Here is a 19,949-nt window from a genome sequence, read left to right as displayed (position 1 = left end):
TCGCGTTGTCAGCGGATCGGCAACCGCGTAGAAGCGTGGATCGGACGGTGCCCCGGGAACGGGGTGAAAAGGGAATGCGGTGAGGGGGCGACCCTGAAACCGCGGCTGCCCCCGCAACTGTGAGCGGAGACGGGACTGCCATCGGCCACTGGAGCGATCCGGGAAGGCGGCAGGACCAGCGACCCGCGAGCCAGGAGACCTGCCGTCCAGAGGGGACCATCGTCCCACCCGCTCGATGACGGCCGCCGGCGGGGCGGCCAGGAGATGAACGCGATGTCGACCAACACCCTCGTCCTGACCGGCACCCGCACCAACGAGCGCCTCGGCGCCGTGCTCGTGGCCGCCTTCCTCGGCCTCGGCCTCGTGTTCATGGCGGGCTTCGCCCCCGCGATGGCGCTGCACAACGCGGCCCACGACTTCCGGCACAGCCAGAACTTCCCCTGCCACTGAGCGCATCCGCTTAAGGCAGACACCCCCATGATCATCCGGCTCGTGTCGGCGGCCCTGGTCGCCGGCTTCCTCGCGGCTGTCGTCGCGACGGTCCTGCAGCTCGCGCTCACCTCGCCGCTCATCATCGCGGCCGAGCGCTACGAGACGCAGGCCTCCACCGCTGAACCGGCCCTGCTGTCGTCCGCCGCGCTGATCGTGCGGGTGCACGGTGGGCACGATCACGGCACCAAGGATCCTTCGGTGGCGGGCGGCGAGGTCGCGCCCGACTGGCAGCCCGGCCCCGGCCTGCCCCGCATGGCCTTCACGGCGCTCGCCACCCTGGTGGGCGGCGTCGGCTACGCGCTCCTGCTCGGCGCCGTCCTGCTGGCCTGCAACCGCGAGCCCAACCCCGAGACGGGCCTGCGCTTCGCCATCGGGGGCTTCCTCGCGGTGGCGCTGGCCCCCGCCCTCGGCCTCGCGCCGGAACTGCCCGGCATGGAGGCCGCGCCCCTGGCCGACCGCCAGTTCTGGTGGGTGATGACCGCCGCGGCCACCGCCATGGGGCTGTATCTCATCGCGATCCGGCGGGCGCCGATCACCATCGCGGGCGGCATCGTCCTCCTCGTCGCGCCGCATCTCGCGGGCGCGCCGGAGGCGAGCCACGCCGCCTCGAACCTGCCGGCCTCCTACGCGGCGCAGTTCGCCGCGCGCTCGCTGGGCATCGCCTTCGTGTTCTGGGCGGTGATCGGGCTGGCCTATGGCTGGGCCTGGGGCCTGTTCGGCCGGAGCCGGGCCGTTCATGCCTGAGCCCGAGACCGCCGCGCCCGTCACCCTCTACGTCTGCGCCACCTGCCGGGCGGCGGGCGACGCGTCGGAGCCGCGCGCCGGCGCGCGGCTGCTCGCCGCCCTCCAGGAGGCCGTGAGCGCCGGCGGCCACCCCGGCATCGCGGTCGAGAGCGTCGAATGCCTCTCGGTCTGCAAGCGGCCCTGCACGGTGGCGGTGGCGTCGCAGGGGCGCTGGACCTACGTCTACGGCGACCTCGACCCGGTGGAATCCGCCGCCACCATCCTGGACGGCCTCGCCCTCTATGCCGAGACGCCGGACGGCATCGTGCCGTGGAAGGCGAGGCCCCAGGAATTCCGCAAGGGCGTCGTCGCCCGCATCCCGCCGTTCCCCGCTCCCTCGCCGCCCGTCGCGGCGCCCCCCCATCCGGACGCCGCCGAATGACCCTCGTCGCCAAGATCCCCTGCACCATCGTCACCGGCTTCCTCGGGGCCGGCAAGACCACCCTGGTGCGCCACCTCGTGGAGAACGCCAACGGGCGGCGCCTCGCCATCATCGTCAACGAGTTCGGCGATATCGGCTTCGACGGCTCGTTCCTGGCCGCCTGCGGCATTGAGGGCTGCGGGGACGAGGATATCGTCGAGCTCGCCAACGGCTGCATCTGCTGCACCGTGGCGGACGACTTCGTGCCGGCCCTGAACAAGCTCCTCGACCGGGCCGATCCGCCCGAGCACATCCTCATCGAGACCTCGGGCCTCGCCCTGCCGAAGCCCCTGGTCCAGGCCTTCCAGTGGCCGGCGATCCGCTCGCGCGTGACGGTGGACGGCGTGGTCGCGGTCATCGACGGTCCCGCCGTGGCCGCCGGCTTCTTCGCCGACGATCCGGCGGCGCTGGCCGCCCAGCGCGCGGACGACGCCAGCGTCGATCACGACAATCCCCTGGAGGAGGTGTTCGAGGACCAGCTCCTCTGTGCGGACCTCGTGGTGATGAACAAGACCGACCTCCTCGACGAGGCCGGGCGCGCCAAGGTCCGCGCCGAGGTGGCCGGGCACCTGCCCCGCGCGGTGAAGATGGTGGAGGCCGAGCACGGCCGCCTCGACCCGCGCGTGATCCTGGGGATCGAGGCCGCGGCCGAGGACGACCTCGACGCGCGCCCCTCCCACCACGGCGAGGGCGAGGACCACGACCACGACGACTTCGACTCGGTGGCGCTGCCGGTGGCGGCCGCGGCCTCCGCCGAGGACCTCGCGATCCGCGTCGCCCGCGCCGCCGAGACCGAGGGCGTGCTGCGCATCAAGGGCTTCGCCGAGGTGACCGGCAAGCCGATGCGGCTCGTGGTCCAGGGCGTGGGCGCCCGCATCGCCCACCATTACGACCGTCCCTGGAGATCCACCGAGCCGCGCGACGGCCGCCTCGTGGTGATCGGCCTGAAGGGCTTCGATCAGGGCGCCGTCGCCGAGGCCCTGGCGGGATGAGCCGCCGCGCGGCCCTGCGGCGTGGCGCGGCCGGCTGCCGGCGGCCGCCGCTGGCCGCCTTCGGCCTCGCGGCGCTGATCGGCCTCGGAGGCTGCACGGATTCCAAGGAACGGCCCGCCCCCGACGCGGCCCGCAACGCCGCCCCGGTCAGCCCGGTCGCCCAGGCCCAGCGGAACGCCGCCAGACTCGCCTACGCGCACGACCTGACCATCGGCCTGCCGGCGGATCGCGTCGGCGCGCATTTCACGGCGGCGCGGGACCGCTGCCTGACCGGGACCGCACCGGGCTGCGTATTGGTGTCCGCGTCACTCGAGGAGGGCTCGCGCCCGTCCGGCCGGCCCCAGGCGCAGATCCAGGTCCGGCTTCCCCACGCGGCGGTGGACGCGTACGTCGCCTTTCTCACGGCGCCCCTGCCGGGCGAGCAGCCGGGCGACGTCGTCGTGCGGCGCCAGGCGACGCGGGCCGACGACCTGACCCGCGCCATCGAGGACGGCGAGCGGCGCCTCGCGCAGCGCACCGCCTATCGCGAGCGCCTCGACGCCCTGGCGGCCAAGCCCGATACCCGCGTCGAGGACCTCATCCGGATCGCGCAGGAGCTGGCCCAGGTCCAGTCCCAGATCGAGGAGGGCGAGGCCCAGCAGCGCGGGCTCCAGCAGCGGGTCGACACCGAAACCGTCGCCGTCGCCTTCCGGGCGGACCAGGCCCGTTCCGGCCCCCTGGCGCCGGTGCAGGAGGCCTGGGATCAGGCCGGTGCCACCCTCGGGGCGAGCGCGGGGGCCGCCCTGCGCTTCGCCATCGTGAGCCTGCCCTGGCTCCCCCTCGTCGCTCTCGGAACACTCATCCTGCGCGGCCTCTGGCGCCTGCGCCGCCGCCGTCGCGGCGGGCTCCGGAGGCCCCTGAGGCAGGAGCGGCCATGAACGGGGCCACGAACAGGTGCACGAACAGGTGCATGACGCCGGGTCGGCCGCCATGCACCTGATCCGCATCGATACGGTCTCCCTCGACGAGGGCGAAGCCGCGGTCGATCTCGGCCAGGCGCCGGGAGACATCGTCTTCCTGTCCTTCACCGATTCCGACCTGTTCGGCATGGCCGGCGCCCACGCGGCCGCCTTCCCGGCGGGCTCGGCCGCGGCGCCGACCCTGCGGCTCGCCAAGCTCGCGAAGCTTCGCCACCCGATGTCGGTCGACCTCTACGTCGAGTCCGTGATCGCCAAGGCACGGATCGTCGTGATCCGCTGCCTCGGCGGCCTCGATTACTGGCGCTACGGCCTCGAGCGCGCCAGCGCGGCCGCCCGCGCCTCCGGGGTGGTGCTCGTGGTGCTGCCGGGGGACGACCGGCCCGATCCGCGCCTCGACGGCTATTCCACGAAGCCCGACCTCGCCCCCGACTTCGACGCCTATTTCCGGGCCGGAGGCGCTGCGAACCTGCGCCGCCTGATCGGGCGCATCGCCGCCGAGATCGGGTGCGCCGGATCGGTCGAGCCGCCTCGGCCCCTGCCCCGCGGCTTCGTCTGCTGCCCGGGCTGCGGCCCCGTCGACGAGGGGCAGGCCGTCGCCGCTGGGCGGCCGTTCCAGATCGGTTCGGACCAGGCGCCGGTGGCGCTGCTCTTGGTCTACCGGTCGAGCGTGCTCTCCGGCGACACCGCGCCGATCGCCGCGTTGGGCGCCGCGCTCCAGGCCCGCGGCCTCGCGGTGCTGGTGGTGGCCGTGTCGAGCCTGAAGGACCCGGCCGCGACCGCTCCCCTCAGGGCGGCCATCGCCGCGCATCGGCCCGCCATCGTGATCGCCGCCACCGCCTTCTCGGCCCGGGAGGATGCGGATTTCGTCCTCGATACCGCCGATTGCCCGGTGATCCAGGCCTTCAGCATCGGCGCGGCGCGGGACGCCTGGACCGCCTCGGCCCGGGGCATGGGGGCCGCGGATCTCGCCATGCAGGTCGCCCTGCCGGAATTCGACGGGCGGCTCTCCGGGTTCCCGATCTCGTTCAAGGAGGAGAGACCGGAGACCGAGGGCTTCGCCGAGCGCCGCGCCGTGCCCCATGCGGAGGGCATCGCGGCCCTGGCCGAGCGCGCCGCCGCCTGGGTCCGCCTCGCCCGCCTCCCCCGCGCCGAGCGCCGCCTCGCCCTGGTGCTGTCGGACTATCCCGCCCGCGGCGGCCGCGCGGGCTTCGCCGTCGGCCTCGACACGCCGGAAAGCGCCCGGGCGATCGTCGCGGATCTGCGGCAAGCCGGCTACGGCGTCGGCGCGCTGCCCGGGGCCGAAGCCCTGATGCGGAGGCTGACGCGGGGGCCGAGGGACTTCGCGGTCTCCCTCGATGCCTATCGCGACTGGCTCGGCACGCTGCCCGAGACCGCCCGCGCCGGCCTCGACGCCGAATGGGGGCCGCCGGAGGCCGACCCGTCCTGTCGGGAGGGCGCGTTCCGCTTCGCGAGCCTGGCCACGGAGGGCGGGCGCCTCGCCGTCTTCCTCCAGCCCGATCGCGGGCGGTCGGCGGACCGCAAGGCCGCTTATCACGACCCCGACGCGGTGCCGACCCATGCCTATCTGGCCTTCCATCTCGGCCTGCGCAGCCGGTTCGATGCCCTGATCCATCTCGGCACCCACGGCACCACCGAGTGGCTGCCGGGCAAGGCCGTGGCGCTCTCGCCGGATTGCTGGCCGGCCCGCGCCGTCGGGGCGCTCCCGGTGGTCTATCCCTTCATCGTCGACGATCCGGGCGAGGCCGCGCCCCTGAAGCGGCGCCTCGGGGGCGTCGCCCTCGGGCACCTAACGCCGCAGACCGGCGTGACGGGGCTCGACCCCGACGCCGCCCGCCTGCGCGAGCTCGTGGAGGAGTATTCCGCCGCCAGCGTGCTCGATCCGCGCCGCGCCGCGATCCTGGCGCGCACCATCCTGGACGAGGCGATGTCGGCCGGGCTCCTCGCCGGCACCGGGATCGACGCCGACACCCCGATGCCGGACGCGCTGGCGGCCCTCGACGCGCATCTCTGCGACCTCGGCGAAGTGACCGCGCGCGACGGGCTGCACGTCTTCGGCCGCGCGGCCCGGGAGGCGCCCGCCGCCGTGGCGGCCTGCGCCGAGGGCGAGCGCTTCGGCCTGCTGCGCGCCCTCGACGGGCGCTTCGTGGCCCCCGGCCCTGCCGGCTCGCCGTCGCGCGGGCGCACCGACGTGATGCCTACGGGGCGCAACCTCGCCACCCTGGACCCGCGCAGCCTGCCGACCCGGGCCGCGACGACCCTGGGCGCCCGGGCGGCCGACGCCGTGGTCCTGCGCTACCTGCAGGACGAGGGCGAGTACCCGGCCCGGATCGTCATGGATCTCTGGGCCTCGCCGACCCTGCGCACCGGCGGCGAGGACATCGCCCACGCCCTGGCGCTGATGGGCGTGCGCCCGGTCTGGGACCATGCCTCGACCCGCGTCACCGGCTTCGAGGTGCTGCCGCTGGCCCTCCTCGACCGGCCGCGCATCGACGTGACGGTGCGGGTCTCGGGCGCCTTTCGCGACACCTTCCCCGAGACCCTGTCGCTCCTCGCCCGCGCCTCAGAGGCGGTGGCCGCCCGCGAGGAGGAGGACGACGAGAATCCCCTGGCCGCCGCCCGCCGCCGCGGCGAGGCGCCGGCCCGGGTCTACGGCGCGGCGCCCGGGCGCTACGGCGCGGGGGCCGGCGGCCTCGCCCTGGACGGCGCCTGGGACAGCCGCGACGATCTCGGGCGCGCCTATCTCGAAGCGACCTCCCACGCCTATGGCGGCACGGCGGAGGCGGCGGATGCCGGCTTCGCGGCGCGGGTCGCGGGCGCCGACGCCTACGTGCATGCCTTCGACGTCGCCGAGCGCGACCTCCTCGACGGCGACGCCGCCGTGGAGGCGATGGGCGGCTTCTCGGCCGCCGCCGCCCTGACGGGGGCGAGCCCCGCCCTCTACAGCCTCGACGTCGCCACGCCCGAGACCCCGAAGGCCCGCACCGCCCGCGAGGACGCCGCCCGCCTGATCCGGGGCCGCCTCGCCCATCCGCGCTGGATCGCGGCGCAGCTCCGGCACGGCTATCGCGGCGCCCAGGAACTGGCGCAGGGGATCGACGCGGTCTTCGTCCTCGCCGCGACCACGGACGCGGTCTCCGACGCCGACCTCGACCGGCTCTACGGCGCGATGATCGCCGACCTCGAGACCTTCGAGGCCCTGCGGGCGGCCAATCCGGAGGCGGCCCGCGCCATCCTCGAGCGCTTCGACGAGGCCCGCCGGCGCGGCCTCTGGACCACACGGCGCAATGCCATGGCGGCGGACGAACTCCTGCGCGAGGCGGCCGAATGAACGCGCCCCGCCGCGTCGCTCCGGAGGCGCCGAGCCGGCGCGGCTGGTGCCCGAGCCTCGCCCGGCCGATGCCCACCGGCGACGGCCTGCTCGCCCGCGTCCACCCGCCCCTCGGGCGCCTGACCGCGGCCCAGGCCCGGGCGGTGGCGGACGCCGCGCGCCGCTTCGGCAACGGCCATGTCGACGTCACCGCCCGGGCCAACCTGCAGATCCGCGGCGTCACCGAGGCGACCCGCTGCGGTCTGGCCGAAGCCCTGGCGGCCGCCGGGCTCGGGGATGTCCGTCACGACGGCGGCCCGCAGCGCCTCACCCTGACCACGCCGCTGGCGGGGTTCGAACCCGCCGGGGCGGTCGACGTCCCTGCCCTGGCCCGCCGGATCGAGGCGATCGGGCTGGGAATCGCCGGCCTGCCGCCGAAATCCCTGGTCGCCGTCGAGTCGGCCACCCACGGCATCGCCCTCGGCCCGGCGGAAGCCGACCTTCACTGTGTCGCCATCCGCGGTGGCCTGGCCCTGCACCTCGCCGGCGATGCGGCCTGGTGGCGCCTGCCCGACGACGACGTGGAGACCGTCGTGGAGGCGGCCCTGCGCCTGCTGGCGGCGAGCGGGCAGCGCCGGATGCGCGATGTCCCCGACGTAGCGCGCGCGGAGATCCCGGCTCGCTTCGCCCTACCGGCAATCCCGGCCCCGGCCGCGTCGTCCGCCCTGAGTCCGGGCGCGTTCCCCCTGCCCACTCCCGTCAGGCCCGAACGCGGGTCCCCGCGATCCGCGTCCCCGGTGGCGGATGGCGCCGTCGCCCTCCTCGTCGACGCCCCCTTCGGCCGCGGCACGGCCGATGCGCTCGGCCGTCTCGCCGATACGGCGGACGCCGTCGGGGCTGCGGATCTGCGCCTCTCCCCGACCCGCGGCGTCCTCCTCGTCTGCGCCGACGCCGGAGCCGCCGAGACCGCGCGCAGAGCCCTGGCCGGGGCCGGCTTCCTGACGCGGGCCGACGATCCGCGCGGGGCCGTTGCGGCCTGCCCCGGCGCGCCGGCCTGCGCCTCGGGCTCGACGCCGACCCTGCACGACGCGGCCCGCCTGGCCGAGGCGTTCCGGCCCTTCGCGGCGCGGGGCCTGCGCGCCCATGTCTCGGGCTGCCCCAAGGGCTGCGCCCATCCGGGCGCCGCCGACCTCACCCTCGTCGGGCGGGACGGACACTACGACGTCGTGCTGTCCGGGCGCCCCGATGCGTTGCCGGCGACGCGCCTCCCTTTCGAGGCCGCGCTGGAGCGCGTAAGGAGGGCGGATTCGGCATTATCCCTCGCCCAGATCGTCCCAGAACCCCCGCCAGGACCGCGACCGTCATGAGTTCCCGCCTCGACTACCTGCGTGACGGAGGGGCGATCTACGCCCGCTCCTTCGCGATGATCCGGGCCGAGGCCGATCTCGCGCGCTTCCAGGGCACCGCCGAGCGGGTCGTGGTGCGGATGATCCATGCCTGCGGCATGACCGACCTGCCGCGCGACGTGGAGGCCTCCCCCGATTTCGCGCAGGCCGGCGAGGCGGCCCTGAAGGCCGGGGCGCCGATCCTGTGCGACGTCCGCATGGTCGCCGACGGCGTCACCCGGGCACGGCTGCCCGCCGACAACCGGGTGATCTGCACCCTGAGCGATCCGCGCGTGCCGGAGCTGGCCGCCGCCATGGGCACCACCCGCTCGGCCGCCGCCATGGAGCTCTGGCGCGAGCACCTGCCCGGCAGCGTCGTGGCTGTGGGCAATGCGCCGACCGCGCTGTTCCGCCTGCTCGAACTCCTCGACGACGGCGTGCCCCCCCCGGCCGCCGTCATCGGCATCCCGGTCGGGTTCGTCGGTGCCGCCGAATCGAAGGAAGCGCTCGCCCGCGACGGCCGCGTGCCCTTCATCGTGGTCCATGGCCGGCGCGGCGGCAGCGCCATGACCGCCGCGGCCGTCAACGCGCTCGCGCAAGAGATCGAGTGATGGATTCGGGCGAGCGGCTTCCCCCCGACCCGGCGGAGCGGACCGAGAATCCGCGTGCGGTGACCACCGGCACCCTGTTCGGCGTCGGCATGGGCCCGGGCGAGCCGGAATACCTCACCCTCCGCGCCCTGCGGGTGCTGGAGCGGGCTCCGGTGCTGGTGCATTTCTGCAAGAAGGGCCGGCGCGGCAATGCCCGCACCATCGCGGATGCCGTGCTGGCCTCGGAGCCGGCGCGGGAATGCCCGCTGGTCTACCCCTACACCACCGAGCTTCACCCCGAGCATCCCGAATACGTCGCGGCGCTCGCCGCCTTCTACGACGACGCCTCGGCCCGCCTCGCCGACCATCTCGGAGCGGGCCGGGACGTCGCGATCCTGTCGGAGGGCGACCCGTTCTTCTACGGCTCCTTCATGCACCTGTGGCGCCGCCTGAAGGACCGCTTCCCCGTGGAGGTGGTGCCCGGCGTCACCGGCATGTCCGGCTGCTGGACCCGGGCCGGCACTCCGATCACCTGGGGCGACGACGTGCTCACCGTGCTGCCCGCCACCCTGCCGCACGCCGCCCTGGTGGAGCGCCTGGCGCGCACCGACGCCGCCGTGCTGATGAAGCTCGGCCGCCACCTGCCGAAGGTGCGGGCGGCGCTCGCCGAGGCCGGCGTGCTGGAGCGGGCGGTCTATGTCGAGCGCGGCACCATGGCGGGCGAGCGGGTGATCGCCCTCAAGGACAAGCTCGACGACGTCGCGCCCTACTTCTCGATGGTGCTCCTGCCCGGCGAGGGACGCCGGCCGTGAGCGGTCCCGTCCCGGGGTCCGTCACCATCGTCGGCCTCGGGCCCGGCGATCCGCGCCTGCTGACGGCCGCCGCCCAGGAGGCCCTGGCCCAGGCGCAGGACCTCATCGGCTACATCCCCTACGTCGCCCGGGTGCCGGAGCGGCCGGGGCTCGTCCGCCATGCCAGCGACAACCGCGTCGAGGTCGACCGGGCGCGCCACGCCCTCGAACTCGCCGCCTCCGGCCGGCGCGTCGTGGTGGTCTCGGGCGGCGACCCCGGCGTGTTCGCCATGGCGGCGGCGGTGTTCGAGGCCGTGGAGGCCGGCGACCCGGCCTGGGCCAGGCTTCCCATCACGGTGGAGCCCGGCATCACCGCGATGCTGGCCGCCGCCGCCCGCCTCGGCGCGCCGCTGGGCGGCGATTTCTGCGCGATGTCGCTCTCGGACAACCTCAAGCCCTGGGAGGTCATCACCGCCCGCCTGGAAGCGGTCCTGCGGGCGGATTTCGTGGTCTCCCTCTACAACCCGATCTCCTCGGCGCGGCCCTGGCAGCTCGGCAAGGCCCTCGACCTGGCCGCCGGGATCCGGCGCGGCGACACGCCGGTGGTCTTCGCCCGCGCGGTCTCGCGGCCCGACGAGGCGATCCGGGTGCTCACCCTCGACGAGGCCCGCGTCAGCACCGCCGACATGGCCACCGTCGTGATCATCGGCGCCTCGGCCACCCGCCTGATCCCGCGCGGCGAGGCGACGCCCTTCGTCTACACGCCGCGCAGCGTGCCGGCGGCCTGATGCGCGGGTCGGCGCAGGCCTCAGAGGGCGGCGATCCGCGCGAGGGCTTCCGCGACGTCCGGCACGCTCGGCACGTCCGGTTTCTCCGGTCGGTCGACCATCACCACGGGCAAGCCCAGCGCCCGCGCCGCGGCGATCTTGCCGGAGGTGGCGCTGCCCCCGGAATTCTTGCTGACCAGGATTTCGATCGCGCGCGCGGTCAGGAACACGGCCTCGGCGGCCGCGTCGAACGGGCCGCGCGCTTGAATGGACGTCAGCCTCGGGACCGCCAGATCGATGCCCTCGATGGCGCGCACCACGTAATCGTGCTGCGGCGCCGCGGCGAAGGCGCCGACCTCCTGCCGCCCGATGGTGAGGAAGACCCGGCGCGGTGCGGGGCCGAGCGCCCGGGCGGCGGCCGCCATGTCGGGCACGACCGTCCAGCGGTCGCCGGGCAGCGGATTCCAGGCCGGACGGCGGATCGCCAGCAGGCGCGTCCCGGTCCGGGCGCAGGCCTCGGCGGCGTTGGCACTCATCCGGGCCGCGAAGGGATGCGTCGCATCGACCACGAGATCGGTGCGGTCCTGCCCCAGCCAGGCGGCCAGGCCCTCGGGCCCGCCGAAGCCGCCGATCCGCGTCGGCACGGGCTCCGCCTTCGGCTGGCTGGTCCGGCCGGCGAGCGACAGGGTGACGGCGAGGCTGCGATCCGCCGCCAGGAGCCCGCGCACCAGCGCGCTCGCCTCGCCGGTGCCACCCAGGATCAGAATCCGCATGCTTCCCCCGCCCATGAGGGCGTTGTCCATGACCGGTGACACCGAGTCCACCCGGCGGGCGCACGCCCCCTGGCTCACCATCGTGGGCATCGGCGAGGATGGCCGGGCGGGCCTGAGCCCCGCCGCCGCCGCCGCCCTCGACGGCGCGCACCTCGTCTATGGCGGGCGCCGGCACCTGGCGCTGGCAGCCCCCCTCGCCGCCGAGGCGCGGCTCTGGCCGAGCCCGATCTCCGACGCGTATCCGGCTCTCCTCGCCCGGCGCGGGACACCCACCTGCATCCTGGCGACGGGCGACCCGTTCCATTACGGCATCGGCGCCGAGATCGCCCGCCTCGTCCCGGCCGAGGAGATGCGGGTCTTCCCCCACCCCTCCGCCTTCAGCCTCGCCAGCGCCCGCCTCGGCTGGCCCCTGGCGGAGACGAGTTGCCTCACCCTGCACGGCCGGGCGCTGCCCCGGCTGATCCCGCACCTCCAGCCCGGCGCCCGCCTCCTCGTCCTGACCTGGGACGAGACCACGCCGGCGGCGGTCGCCGCGCTCCTGGCCGAGCGCGGCCTCGGCGCGTCGCACCTCACCGTCCTGGAAGCCATGGGCGGCCCGCGCGAGCGCCGGCGCGGCGCGACGGCCGCGGGTTTCGACCTCACCGGGCTCGATCCCCTCAACACGCTGGGCATCGAGGTGGTCGGTCCGTCCACGGCGCAGGTCGTCACCCTCAGCCCGGGCCTCGACGACACCTGGTTCGAGAACGACGGCCAATTGACCAAGGCGGATATCCGGGCCGTGACGCTGGCGGCCCTGCGCCCGCGTGCCGGCCAGACCCTGTGGGACATCGGCGCCGGAGCCGGCTCGATCTCCATCGAATGGATGCTGCGCCATCCGAGCCTCAGGGCCATCGCCGTCGAGGGCAATCCGGCCCGGGCCGCCCGCATCGCCCGCAACGCAGGGCGCCTCGGCGTACCCGACCTGCGCGTGGTGGAGGGCCCCGCCCCGGCGGCGCTCGCCGGCCTGCCGGCGCCCGACACCGTCTTCATCGGCGGCGGCGTCACCGCGCCGGGGGTGCTCGACGCGGCCGTGGCGGCCCTGTCCCCGGGCGGACGCCTCGTCGCCAACGTGGTGACCCTGGAGGGCGAGGCCGTGCTGCTCGCGGCCTTCGCGCAGCGCGGCGGCAGCCTCAAGCGCCTGACGATCGCCCATGCCGATCCGGTCGGGCACCTGCACGGCTGGCGCGGCGCGATGCCGGTGACGCAATGGGCCTGGGTCAAGGCATGACACCGGCCGCGCGCGACCTCGTCGCCGGGATCGGGTTCCGCCATGCGACGTCGCCCGCCGAGATCCTCGCCCTGATCGAGCGGGCCTGCGACGCCGCCGGCCTGCCGGGCCTCCGCCCCGCCCGCCTCGCCACTGCCGGCGACCGGGCCGGGGAGCCGGCGATCCGCGCCGTCGCCGAGAGGCTCGGATGCCCCCTGGACGCGGTTCCGCCCGAGGCCCTGATCGCCGTGGATGCCGACGTGCCCACCCGTTCGCAGCGGATCGAGGCATCGCGCCGGGTCGGCTCGGTGGCGGAAGCCGCCGCGCTCGCGGCCGCCGGCCCCGGCGCGACCCTGCTGGTGCGGCGAATCGCCAGCGCCGGGGCGACCTGCGCCCTTGCGCTTCGCGCACAATCCGTCACGCAGGGACCATGACCGTTCACTTCATCGGCGCCGGCCCGGGCGCCGCCGACCTCATCACCGTCCGCGGCCGCGACCTGATCGCGCGCTGCCCCGTCTGCCTGCATGCGGGCTCCCTCGTCGCCCCCGAGATCCTGGGCTGGTGCCCGCCAGGCGCCCGCATCGTCGACACCGCCCCCCTCGACCTCGACGCCATCGTGGCCGAATGCGCGGCCGCCCACGCGGCGGGCCAGGACGTCGCGCGCCTGCACTCCGGCGACCTCTCGATCTGGAGCGCTCTGGCCGAACAGACCCGCCGCCTGACCCAGGCCGGCATCCCCTTCACGGTGACGCCGGGCGTGCCGTCCTTCGCCGCCGCCGCCGCGCTCCTGCGGCGCGAACTCACCGTGCCGGGCCTCGCCCAATCCGTCGTGCTGACCCGGACCTCCGGGCGCGCCAGCGCGATGCCGGAGCGCGAGACCCTGGCGGCCTTCGCGAGCACCGGGGCGACGCTGGCCCTGCACCTCTCGATCCACGTCGTCGACGCGGTGGTCGCCGAGCTGAGTCCGTTCTACGGAGCGGATTGCCCGGTCGCGGTGGTGTTTCGCGCCACCTGGCCCGACGAGCGGGTGCTCACCGGAAGCCTGGCGACGATCGCGGGCCAGGTGGCGGAGGCGGGGCTGGAGCGCACGGCGCTGATCCTGGTCGGCCCCGCCCTCGACCCGGCGGAGTTCCGGGAGAGCGCCCTGTATTCCACCGATTACGACCGGCGCTTCCGGCCGACGGGCGAGACCGCACTGAGCGGGCGCGCGGACGGAGACCCCCGTTGAGCGTGCCCGGCCTCCTCGTCGCCGCCCCGCGCTCGAGCTCGGGCAAGACCACCGTGACCCTGGCGCTGATGCGGGCGCTCGCCCGCCGGGGTCTCGCCGTGCGCGGGGCCAAGTGCGGGCCGGACTACATCGATCCCGCCTTCCACCAGGCCGCCACGGGGCATCCGAGCTTCAACCTCGACAGCTTCGCCATGCCGGAGCCGATGCTCGACGCGGTGGCGGCCCTCGCGGCCACGGATGCCGACCTCGTGGTCGCCGAGGGCTCGATGGGGCTGTTCGACGGCATCGTGGCGCCGGAGGGGCGCACGGGCGCGAATGCCGACATCGCCGCCCGCTACGGCTGGCCGGTGATCCTCGTCCTCGACGTCTCGGGCGCGGCGCAGTCGGCCGCCGCCCTCGCCCTCGGCTGCAGGGCCTACGATCCGCGCATCCGCATCGCCGGGGTGATCCTCAACAAGGTCGCGAGCGCCCGGCACCGCCGCCTCGTCGAGACCGGGCTGAGCCGCATCGGCATGCCGGTGCTCGGGGCGCTGATGCGGGATGCCAGCCTCGTCCTGCCCGAGCGCCATCTCGGCCTCGTCCAGGCCCGCGAGACCAGCGACCTCGAGACCCGCCTCGACCGGCTCGCCGACCTCGCCGAGGCCGGCCTCGACCTCGACGCGATCCTGGCCGTCGCGGCCGGGGCGGCGCCCGCTCCGGGCACGGGCCGCCTGCCGCGCCCGCCGGGCCAGCGCATCGCCATCGCGTCGGATGCGGCGTTCTCGTTCCTGTATCCGCACATGGCGACGGGCTGGCGGGCGGCGGGCGCCGAACTCATCCCGTTCTCGCCCCTGGCCGACGAGGCGCCCCCGGCCGATTGCGATGCCTGCTGGCTGCCCGGCGGCTACCCCGAGCTCCATGCCGCGCCCCTGGCGCGGGCGGATCGCTTCCTCGGCGGCTTACGGGACTTCGCGCGCGCCAAACCGGTGCACGGCGAGTGCGGCGGCTACATGGTTCTCGGCGAGAGCCTGGAGGATGCGGCAGGGGTCACGCACCCCATGGCGGCCCTGCTGCCGGTGGCGACCTCCTACCGGACGCGCCGGCTGCATCTCGGCTACCGGGTGGCGACGCTCCTGGCCGCAGGGTCCCTCGGGGCGGCGGGCGCGCGCCTGGTCGGGCACGAGTTCCACTATGCCAGCGAGCGGAGCGGGCCACCGACGCCCGAGACGGGGCTCGCGGCGGTGACCGATGCGGAGGGCGTGTCCCTCGGACTCGCCGGGCATCGCCGCGGCTCCGTCACCGGCAGCTTCTTCCACTGGATCGGCTAGGCCGCTCGCGGCGAGCGCCTAGCTGGCGGCGACGGCCGCGGGCGCCGCAGCGGCGGGCTCGGGCGCCTGCTTGCCCATCTTCGCGGCCGTCCGCACGATGGCGAGCACGTCGCGTCGCAGCTGATCGTCCTCGATCAGCGCGTAGGCCCGCAGGAGTTCGATGGCACCCTGCGCGCTGAGGAAGCCGAACACGTCGGACTGGGTGCCGCCGACCTCGTCCTCCTCGAAGAACGCCGAGACCGGAACCTCCAGGAGACGGGCGATCTCGCGCAGGCGCCCGGCGCCGACGCGGTTCTGCCCCTTCTCGTATTTCTGAACCTGCTGGAAGGTCACGCCGACGGCGGTTCCGAGCGCAGTCTGGCTCAGACCGCGCGCCTTGCGCAGGGCGGTGATCCTCAATCCGACGAGGCGATCGACGTCGGTGGTCTGCTTAGGCATCATCTCTCGATTCAGTCCCTGTAGAATTTCCCAGCCCCCGCCCGGACCAGCCCCGGGGACGATGAGGTTTGAACGCTTTCGTACGGAGGCGCGCAGGATTCCTTAAGTTCATTCGCCACGAAACCAGCGGAGTCGACCGTCGATAGAACGAGGTGGGGGAGACTATCCTTGTCTGCAGTCAAATGCCACTAGATGTTTACTCCGCATCAGCATCGACCGTGACCGTTCTGACAGCTTGACCACAAAGCCGGCACAAATTGCAAGCCTGACGTTGTATCCGTCCCTCGCCAGTTTCGCTGCACTGCGAACGGGCCGGTCCTCCGCGGATGCGTCACGGATCCGGACCCGGCCCCCGGTTTCAGCGGCCGCATCTCAGCGGGTGGAGCGCGACGCATGCGCCGGGGCGATGACTTTCGGCCGCTGCCGCCCCAGGTTTAGGGTGTCGGACCGGATCGTTCGCGACGCCGAAAAACCCAGGTGGATCATGTATATCGCAATGAATCGCTTCAAAGTCGTCAAGGACGCGACCGAAGATTTCGAGCAGGTTTGGCTCGGGCGCGACAGTCATCTGGGCGAAATGCCGGGCTTCGTCGAGTTCCATCTGCTGCGCGGCCCCGAAGCGGAAGACCACGTCCTGTATGCCTCGCACACGATCTGGTCGTCCAAGGCCGATTTCGAGGCCTGGACCCGCTCGGAGCAGTTCCGGAAAGCCCATGGCCGCGTGCCGTCGACCAAGCCCCTCTACCTCGGCCATCCGCAGTTCGAAGGGTTCGAGACGATCCAAACCGTCGCGCGCTGATTCGGCCACGCAGACCTGATTCGTCGATCGGGTCCGCGCCGCCTTCCGAGACGGAAAACGGCCGTCGATCCGGACAGGATCGGCGCGCCTCGCCCGGGCCGGCCTCGATGCGTCGGAGGCCGCGTGCCCCGGCGCACATGTCGACAGCAAGTCTTCGCGCAACCCTATCCGCCGGACCGGCGTTGCTGGGCAGTGCACAATGCGCCGTGCGGTTTTCGGACCGTTGATCCACGCGCATAGCTCGATAAGAACACTTTCCTTTTTCAAAGACTCTTCAAATTGTCGGCCCTGCGGCGGCTTCCGAGACGCGGCCTGAGCCTGCGCCGGACAGGTTCGGCGGGCTTCAGGCCCGAGACTTGCACCGTTATTCTCGGTTACCATGATTGATTCGTGACTTGGTTCAGATTCGCACAGTCTTCGCATCAGGATGGGACATGGCGCTTCAGATGTTTCATGACCGCATCCCAGCCTCGCTCGAAAAACTCCCGATCTTCCGGACACGCCGCGATGTCTGGGCGGCGCTCCTGCCGCGCCGCAGCCGCACCGCCTTTCGGATCGGCCTCTCGGCCGCGACCGCCCTGGCGGAGATCCTCGTCATCTTCCTCGTCGCGGCGGGCATCGATCTCGCCTACCATGCCGCCTTCGACGGCACCGTGCCGATGGCGGCCCGCAGCGGCAGCTTCGAACTCGCCGCCCTGATCGCGCTCTTCGTCCTGCTGACCAACCTCGTGCGCGAGGACTACAACATCGAGACGCTGCTTTCGCGCCGGCCCCACCTGCGCCGGGCGGCGACTGTCTGGACCGGCGCCTGGGCCATCGTCCTGCTGATCGGCTTCGCCACGAAGACGACCCACGAGTATTCGCGCCTCGTTTCCCTGGGGTTCTTCCTGACCGGGCTGCCGGCGGTGCTGCTGGCCCGCGGGGCGATGCTGCGCGTGGTCCGCAGTGCGGCGGCGACGACCTCCGGCAACACCAACCGCGTCCATCTCGTCGGCTACGAGGAGGACATCGCCCGCTTCTATGCCCACAACGACCCGGAGGCCCTCGGACTTCGCGTGATCGGGACGAGCTACCTGCGCGCCCTCGACCCGGTGGCCGATGCGGCGTCCCGCACCGCCCAGATGTCGGAGGATCTCGATCTGGCCGTCTCCGTGGTGCGCTTCCTGCGCCCGGACGACGTGTTCATCCTGGTGCCGTGGTCGGAGGCCTCGGATATCGAGCGCTGCATCGATGCGTTCCTGCGGGTGCCGGCGGCCCTGCATCTGCGCCCCGGCTCGGTGATGGACCGGTTCCCCGACCTGACCCTCGCCCGGGTCGGCCGCCTCTCGGGCATCAATATCGGGCGCCGCCCGTTGCAGGCCGGCGAGCTGTTCCTGAAGCGCAGCCTCGATCTCGCCCTGGCCCTGGTGGCCCTGGTGCTGCTCAGCCCGCTCTTCCTCGTGGTGGCGGTGCTGGTGAAGATCGACAGCCCGGGTCCGGTGTTCTTCCGCCAGAAGCGCTACGGCTTCAACCAGCAGCCCTTCGGCGTCTTCAAGTTCCGCAGCATGAAGGCGGAGCCGGAAACGGTCTTCAAGCAGGCGACCCGCAACGACAGCCGCATCACGCCGATCGGCCGGGTGCTGCGCCGCTCGAACATCGACGAATTGCCCCAGCTCCTCAACGTCGTGCTCGGCGAGATGTCCCTCGTCGGGCCGCGCCCCCATGCCCTGGCGCATGACCGCAGCTTCGAGAACCGCATCGCGCTCTACGCCCGGCGCCACAACGTGATGCCGGGCATCACCGGCTGGGCGCAGGTGAACGGCCTGCGCGGGGAAACCCTCACCGATCTCGACATGGAGCGGCGGGTCCAGCACGACCTGCACTACATCGACAACTGGTCGATCTGGCTCGATCTGCGGATCATGTTCATGACGGTGTTCTCGCGGCGCGCCTACAGGAACGCCCGCTGAGACGGACCGGTCCGCCCGAACCTCAATCCTCGGCGGACCGGCCGAGACAGGCACCGCACTCGCCCTCCACCTCGAGGATCCGGCTCGTCGGCCGGAACCCGGCCTTGGCCAGGGTGCGGCCGAGCTGATCCTCCACTTCCGGCGAGGTGGTCTCGTCGATGGTGCCGCAGTTCCGGCAGATGAGGAAGACGAGGCCGGCACCGTCCGTGTGGGAATGGCCGCAGGACACGAAGGCGTTGCGGCTGGCGATGCGGTGCACGAGCCCGTGCTCGGTGAGAAAGTCGAGGGCCCGGTAGACCGAGACCGCCGCGACCCGCCGTCCCGGTTCGCTCAGGGCCTCGGCGATGTCGTAGGCGCCCATCGGCCGCGTCTGTCCCGCCACGGCCGCCAGCACGTCGCGGCGCAGCCGGGTGAATTGCAGGTCGCGTTCGCGGCACAGGCGCTCCGCCCGGGCGATCGCCTCCGGCGCCCCGCCGCAACCGTGGTCATGCGTCGCCGCATGGTCGTGCATGGTCTGCCCCATGAACCCGGGCTGCTGGAAGGACCCGGCCTGTCGGATGAACCCGGCCCGTTGAACTGCCCGAGTGTTACAGTGTATCACCCCAACATAAGCCGGCGCTCCCGTTCGGGCAAATGATCCATCCGTGACCCGACACCCGCGTCCTCCCGTTTCCCCCCGCCCCTCCCTGTTCCAGGCCGGCGCGTCCCTGCGCTTCGCGGTGGCCGCGGTGCTGGCCCTGCTGCTCTGGGGCGCGGTTCTCTGGGCCTCCCGATGAGCGCCGACCTGCCCGGCGCCATCGCGCTCCACGGCCTGACCCTCGGCTACGATCGCCATCCGGCGGTCCATCACCTCGACGGGATCATCCCCCCCGGCGCGCTCCTCGCCCTGGTCGGGCCCAACGGGGCCGGCAAGTCGACGCTCCTGAAGGGCATCGTCGGCGAGATCCCTTGCCTGGAGGGCCGGATCGCGCGACCGGGCCTCGACGACGCCATCGCCTACCTGCCCCAGGCGGCGGAGATCGACCGCAGCTTCCCCCTCAGCGTCCTCGACCTCGTGGCCATGGGCCTGTGGCGCCGCCTCGGTCCCTGGCGGAGCACGCGGCGCCACCAGGGGACGCTCTTGGAGGCCTTGGCCGCCGTCGGCCTCGCCGGGTTCGAGAAGCGCCTGATCGGCACCCTGTCGGGCGGCCAGTTCCAGCGCGCCCTGTTCGCCCGCCTGATCGTGCAGGAGGCCCGGGTGCTCCTCCTCGACGAGCCGTTCACCGGTGTCGACGGACGCACCACCGCCGACCTCCTGGCCCTGGTGCGCGCCTGGCACCGGCAGGGACGCACCATCGTGGCCGCCCTGCACGATCTCGGGCAGGTTCGGAGCCACTTCCCGCAGACCCTGCTCCTCGCCCGGGAGGCGGTGGCCTGGGGGCCGACCGATCGGGTGCTCACGGCCTCGAATCTCGCCCGCGCCCAGAGCCTGTCGGAGGCCTGGGACGAGGATGCGGCGGTCTGCGGCCGCCACGAGGAGACCGGCCCGGCTCACGGCCATGCGCACGCGCATGACGCCGCCCATCCGCACAGCCACGATCACGGGGCTGCGCACGACCGGGACCCCGCGCACGGCCAGAAACCCGCGCACGGCCCAAAACCCGCGCACGACCATGGGCACGCCGCGTGATCGATCTCCTGTTCGGACCCTTCGTCGAATTC

General features: G+C 73.6%; 21 protein-coding genes and 1 riboswitch. Of the genes, 18 read left to right on the top strand and 3 right to left on the bottom strand.

Annotation, left to right across the window (positions count from 1 at the left end; translation table 11 throughout):
• Nucleotides 1-28: 28 nt before the first annotated feature.
• A riboswitch (cobalamin riboswitch) is annotated at nt 29-221 on the top strand.
• A gap of 52 nt (nt 222-273) precedes the next feature.
• From AC0IWM_RS04170 to cobJ, 10 genes are read left to right on the top strand one after another with little or no spacing between them, the layout of a single operon-like run.
• Nucleotides 274-450 (top strand): CbtB domain-containing protein, encoded by a 177-nt coding sequence (locus AC0IWM_RS04170; RefSeq protein WP_055947494.1) that lies wholly within the window; start codon nt 274-276, stop codon nt 448-450.
• A gap of 27 nt (nt 451-477) precedes the next feature.
• A complete protein-coding gene (locus tag AC0IWM_RS04165) occupies nt 478-1,236 on the top strand; it encodes a CbtA family protein (RefSeq protein ID WP_471753208.1) in 759 nt (252 codons plus the stop codon).
• On the top strand, nt 1,229-1,657 hold the full coding sequence (locus AC0IWM_RS04160; RefSeq protein WP_471753207.1) for a DUF1636 family protein: 429 nt from the start codon (nt 1,229-1,231) through the stop codon (nt 1,655-1,657). Before AC0IWM_RS04165 ends, AC0IWM_RS04160 begins: the two co-directional genes overlap by 8 nt.
• Nucleotides 1,654-2,688, top strand: coding sequence for a cobalamin biosynthesis protein CobW (gene cobW / locus AC0IWM_RS04155; RefSeq protein ID WP_471753206.1), 1,035 nt, complete (start codon nt 1,654-1,656; stop codon nt 2,686-2,688). Before AC0IWM_RS04160 ends, cobW begins: the two co-directional genes overlap by 4 nt.
• Nucleotides 2,685-3,605: a DUF4349 domain-containing protein gene (locus AC0IWM_RS04150; protein ID WP_471753205.1), complete on the top strand. Its 921-nt coding sequence runs from the start codon at nt 2,685-2,687 to the stop codon at nt 3,603-3,605. The genes cobW and AC0IWM_RS04150 overlap by 4 nt, the downstream gene beginning before the upstream one ends.
• 52 nt (nt 3,606-3,657) lie before the next feature.
• Nucleotides 3,658-6,996, top strand: coding sequence for a cobaltochelatase subunit CobN (gene cobN, locus AC0IWM_RS04145; RefSeq protein WP_471753506.1), 3,339 nt, complete (start codon nt 3,658-3,660; stop codon nt 6,994-6,996).
• Entirely contained in the window at nt 6,993-8,342 is a 1,350-nt protein-coding gene (gene cobG / locus AC0IWM_RS04140) for a precorrin-3B synthase (protein ID WP_471753204.1), read from the top strand. The genes cobN and cobG overlap by 4 nt, the downstream gene beginning before the upstream one ends.
• On the top strand, nt 8,339-8,971 hold the full coding sequence (locus AC0IWM_RS04135) for a precorrin-8X methylmutase (RefSeq protein ID WP_471753203.1): 633 nt from the start codon (nt 8,339-8,341) through the stop codon (nt 8,969-8,971). The genes cobG and AC0IWM_RS04135 overlap by 4 nt, the downstream gene beginning before the upstream one ends.
• Nucleotides 8,971-9,762 carry a precorrin-2 C(20)-methyltransferase gene (locus AC0IWM_RS04130; RefSeq protein WP_471753202.1) on the top strand — a complete coding sequence of 264 codons (792 nt, stop codon included), beginning with the start codon at nt 8,971-8,973 and terminating at the stop codon, nt 9,760-9,762. The genes AC0IWM_RS04135 and AC0IWM_RS04130 overlap by 1 nt, the downstream gene beginning before the upstream one ends.
• Entirely contained in the window at nt 9,759-10,529 is a 771-nt protein-coding gene (gene cobJ / locus AC0IWM_RS04125) for a precorrin-3B C(17)-methyltransferase (protein WP_471753201.1), read from the top strand. Before AC0IWM_RS04130 ends, cobJ begins: the two co-directional genes overlap by 4 nt.
• A 20-nt stretch (nt 10,530-10,549) precedes the next feature.
• Here cobJ and AC0IWM_RS04120 read toward each other — a convergent pair whose 3' ends face one another.
• Nucleotides 10,550-11,311 carry a cobalt-precorrin-6A reductase gene (locus AC0IWM_RS04120; RefSeq protein WP_471753200.1) on the bottom strand — a complete coding sequence of 254 codons (762 nt, stop codon included), beginning with the start codon at nt 11,309-11,311 and terminating at the stop codon, nt 10,550-10,552.
• Between AC0IWM_RS04120 and cbiE the strand changes: the two genes are divergently transcribed.
• Genes cbiE through AC0IWM_RS04100 form a run of 4 tightly spaced genes read left to right on the top strand, consistent with a single transcriptional unit; the run spans nt 11,310 to nt 15,062 of the window.
• A complete protein-coding gene (gene cbiE / locus AC0IWM_RS04115; protein ID WP_471753199.1) occupies nt 11,310-12,548 on the top strand; it encodes a precorrin-6y C5,15-methyltransferase (decarboxylating) subunit CbiE in 1,239 nt (412 codons plus the stop codon). The two genes, AC0IWM_RS04120 and cbiE, sit on opposite strands and share 2 nt — an antisense overlap.
• Nucleotides 12,545-12,961 carry a cobalamin biosynthesis protein gene (locus AC0IWM_RS04110; protein ID WP_471753198.1) on the top strand — a complete coding sequence of 139 codons (417 nt, stop codon included), beginning with the start codon at nt 12,545-12,547 and terminating at the stop codon, nt 12,959-12,961. Before cbiE ends, AC0IWM_RS04110 begins: the two co-directional genes overlap by 4 nt.
• The gene (gene cobM, locus AC0IWM_RS04105) at nt 12,958-13,755 is read left to right on the top strand and encodes a precorrin-4 C(11)-methyltransferase (protein WP_471753197.1); all 798 of its coding nucleotides are present in this window, start codon (nt 12,958-12,960) and stop codon (nt 13,753-13,755) included. The genes AC0IWM_RS04110 and cobM overlap by 4 nt, the downstream gene beginning before the upstream one ends.
• Nucleotides 13,752-15,062, top strand: coding sequence for a cobyrinate a,c-diamide synthase (locus AC0IWM_RS04100; RefSeq protein ID WP_471753196.1), 1,311 nt, complete (start codon nt 13,752-13,754; stop codon nt 15,060-15,062). The genes cobM and AC0IWM_RS04100 overlap by 4 nt, the downstream gene beginning before the upstream one ends.
• 18 nt (nt 15,063-15,080) lie before the next feature.
• Here the strand turns inward: AC0IWM_RS04100 and AC0IWM_RS04095 are convergent, their stop codons facing one another.
• A complete protein-coding gene (locus AC0IWM_RS04095; protein WP_056466107.1) occupies nt 15,081-15,503 on the bottom strand; it encodes a helix-turn-helix domain-containing protein in 423 nt (140 codons plus the stop codon).
• 481 nt (nt 15,504-15,984) lie between these two features.
• Here AC0IWM_RS04095 and hmuQ point away from each other — a divergent pair, with 481 nt between their 5' ends.
• Nucleotides 15,985-16,299 carry a heme-degrading protein HmuQ gene (hmuQ, locus tag AC0IWM_RS04090; RefSeq protein ID WP_056466106.1) on the top strand — a complete coding sequence of 105 codons (315 nt, stop codon included), beginning with the start codon at nt 15,985-15,987 and terminating at the stop codon, nt 16,297-16,299.
• Nucleotides 16,300-16,745: 446 nt separating this feature from the next.
• Entirely contained in the window at nt 16,746-18,248 is a 1,503-nt protein-coding gene (locus tag AC0IWM_RS04085) for an exopolysaccharide biosynthesis polyprenyl glycosylphosphotransferase (RefSeq protein ID WP_471753505.1), read from the top strand.
• A 22-nt stretch (nt 18,249-18,270) separates the two neighbouring features.
• Here AC0IWM_RS04085 and AC0IWM_RS04080 read toward each other — a convergent pair whose 3' ends face one another.
• Nucleotides 18,271-18,759, bottom strand: a complete 489-nt coding sequence (locus AC0IWM_RS04080; protein ID WP_471753504.1) for a Fur family transcriptional regulator — start codon at nt 18,757-18,759, stop codon at nt 18,271-18,273.
• Between the two features lie 133 nt (nt 18,760-18,892).
• Between AC0IWM_RS04080 and AC0IWM_RS04075 the strand changes: the two genes are divergently transcribed.
• Together AC0IWM_RS04075 and AC0IWM_RS04070 are read left to right on the top strand one after the other, a co-directional pair.
• Entirely contained in the window at nt 18,893-19,024 is a 132-nt protein-coding gene (locus tag AC0IWM_RS04075; RefSeq protein WP_272481483.1) for a hypothetical protein, read from the top strand.
• Nucleotides 19,021-19,917: a metal ABC transporter ATP-binding protein gene (locus AC0IWM_RS04070; RefSeq protein WP_471753195.1), complete on the top strand. Its 897-nt coding sequence runs from the start codon at nt 19,021-19,023 to the stop codon at nt 19,915-19,917. The genes AC0IWM_RS04075 and AC0IWM_RS04070 overlap by 4 nt, the downstream gene beginning before the upstream one ends.
• Nucleotides 19,918-19,949: the final 32 nt, after the last annotated feature.

It is taken from the genome of Methylobacterium sp. AC433, from assembly GCF_979253015.1.
The sequence above is the reverse complement of the archived record's forward strand: the minus strand, read 5'-3'. Positions and strand labels throughout refer to the sequence as shown.

What these genes read in the sequence shown, in the direction of transcription:
- AC0IWM_RS04130 (WP_471753202.1), top strand. Translation starts at nt 8,971, where the DNA reads ATGGATTCGGGCGAGCGGCTTCCCCCCGACCCGGCGGAGCGGACCGAG.
- AC0IWM_RS04110 (WP_471753198.1), top strand. Translation starts at nt 12,545, where the DNA reads ATGACACCGGCCGCGCGCGACCTCGTCGCCGGGATCGGGTTCCGCCAT.
- AC0IWM_RS04150 (WP_471753205.1), top strand. Translation starts at nt 2,685, where the DNA reads ATGAGCCGCCGCGCGGCCCTGCGGCGTGGCGCGGCCGGCTGCCGGCGG.
- cbiE (WP_471753199.1), top strand. Translation starts at nt 11,310, where the DNA reads ATGACCGGTGACACCGAGTCCACCCGGCGGGCGCACGCCCCCTGGCTC.
- AC0IWM_RS04160 (WP_471753207.1), top strand. Translation starts at nt 1,229, where the DNA reads ATGCCTGAGCCCGAGACCGCCGCGCCCGTCACCCTCTACGTCTGCGCC.
- AC0IWM_RS04120 (WP_471753200.1), bottom strand. Translation starts at nt 11,311, where the DNA reads ATGGACAACGCCCTCATGGGCGGGGGAAGCATGCGGATTCTGATCCTG.
- AC0IWM_RS04085 (WP_471753505.1), top strand. Translation starts at nt 16,746, where the DNA reads ATGTTTCATGACCGCATCCCAGCCTCGCTCGAAAAACTCCCGATCTTC.
- AC0IWM_RS04070 (WP_471753195.1), top strand. Translation starts at nt 19,021, where the DNA reads ATGAGCGCCGACCTGCCCGGCGCCATCGCGCTCCACGGCCTGACCCTC.
- cobM (WP_471753197.1), top strand. Translation starts at nt 12,958, where the DNA reads ATGACCGTTCACTTCATCGGCGCCGGCCCGGGCGCCGCCGACCTCATC.
- cobG (WP_471753204.1), top strand. Translation starts at nt 6,993, where the DNA reads ATGAACGCGCCCCGCCGCGTCGCTCCGGAGGCGCCGAGCCGGCGCGGC.
- AC0IWM_RS04095 (WP_056466107.1), bottom strand. Translation starts at nt 15,503, where the DNA reads ATGATGCCTAAGCAGACCACCGACGTCGATCGCCTCGTCGGATTGAGG.
- AC0IWM_RS04080 (WP_471753504.1), bottom strand. Translation starts at nt 18,759, where the DNA reads ATGCACGACCATGCGGCGACGCATGACCACGGTTGCGGCGGGGCGCCG.
- hmuQ (WP_056466106.1), top strand. Translation starts at nt 15,985, where the DNA reads ATGTATATCGCAATGAATCGCTTCAAAGTCGTCAAGGACGCGACCGAA.
- AC0IWM_RS04165 (WP_471753208.1), top strand. Translation starts at nt 478, where the DNA reads ATGATCATCCGGCTCGTGTCGGCGGCCCTGGTCGCCGGCTTCCTCGCG.
- cobN (WP_471753506.1), top strand. Translation starts at nt 3,658, where the DNA reads ATGCACCTGATCCGCATCGATACGGTCTCCCTCGACGAGGGCGAAGCC.
- AC0IWM_RS04170 (WP_055947494.1), top strand. Translation starts at nt 274, where the DNA reads ATGTCGACCAACACCCTCGTCCTGACCGGCACCCGCACCAACGAGCGC.
- cobW (WP_471753206.1), top strand. Translation starts at nt 1,654, where the DNA reads ATGACCCTCGTCGCCAAGATCCCCTGCACCATCGTCACCGGCTTCCTC.
- AC0IWM_RS04135 (WP_471753203.1), top strand. Translation starts at nt 8,339, where the DNA reads ATGAGTTCCCGCCTCGACTACCTGCGTGACGGAGGGGCGATCTACGCC.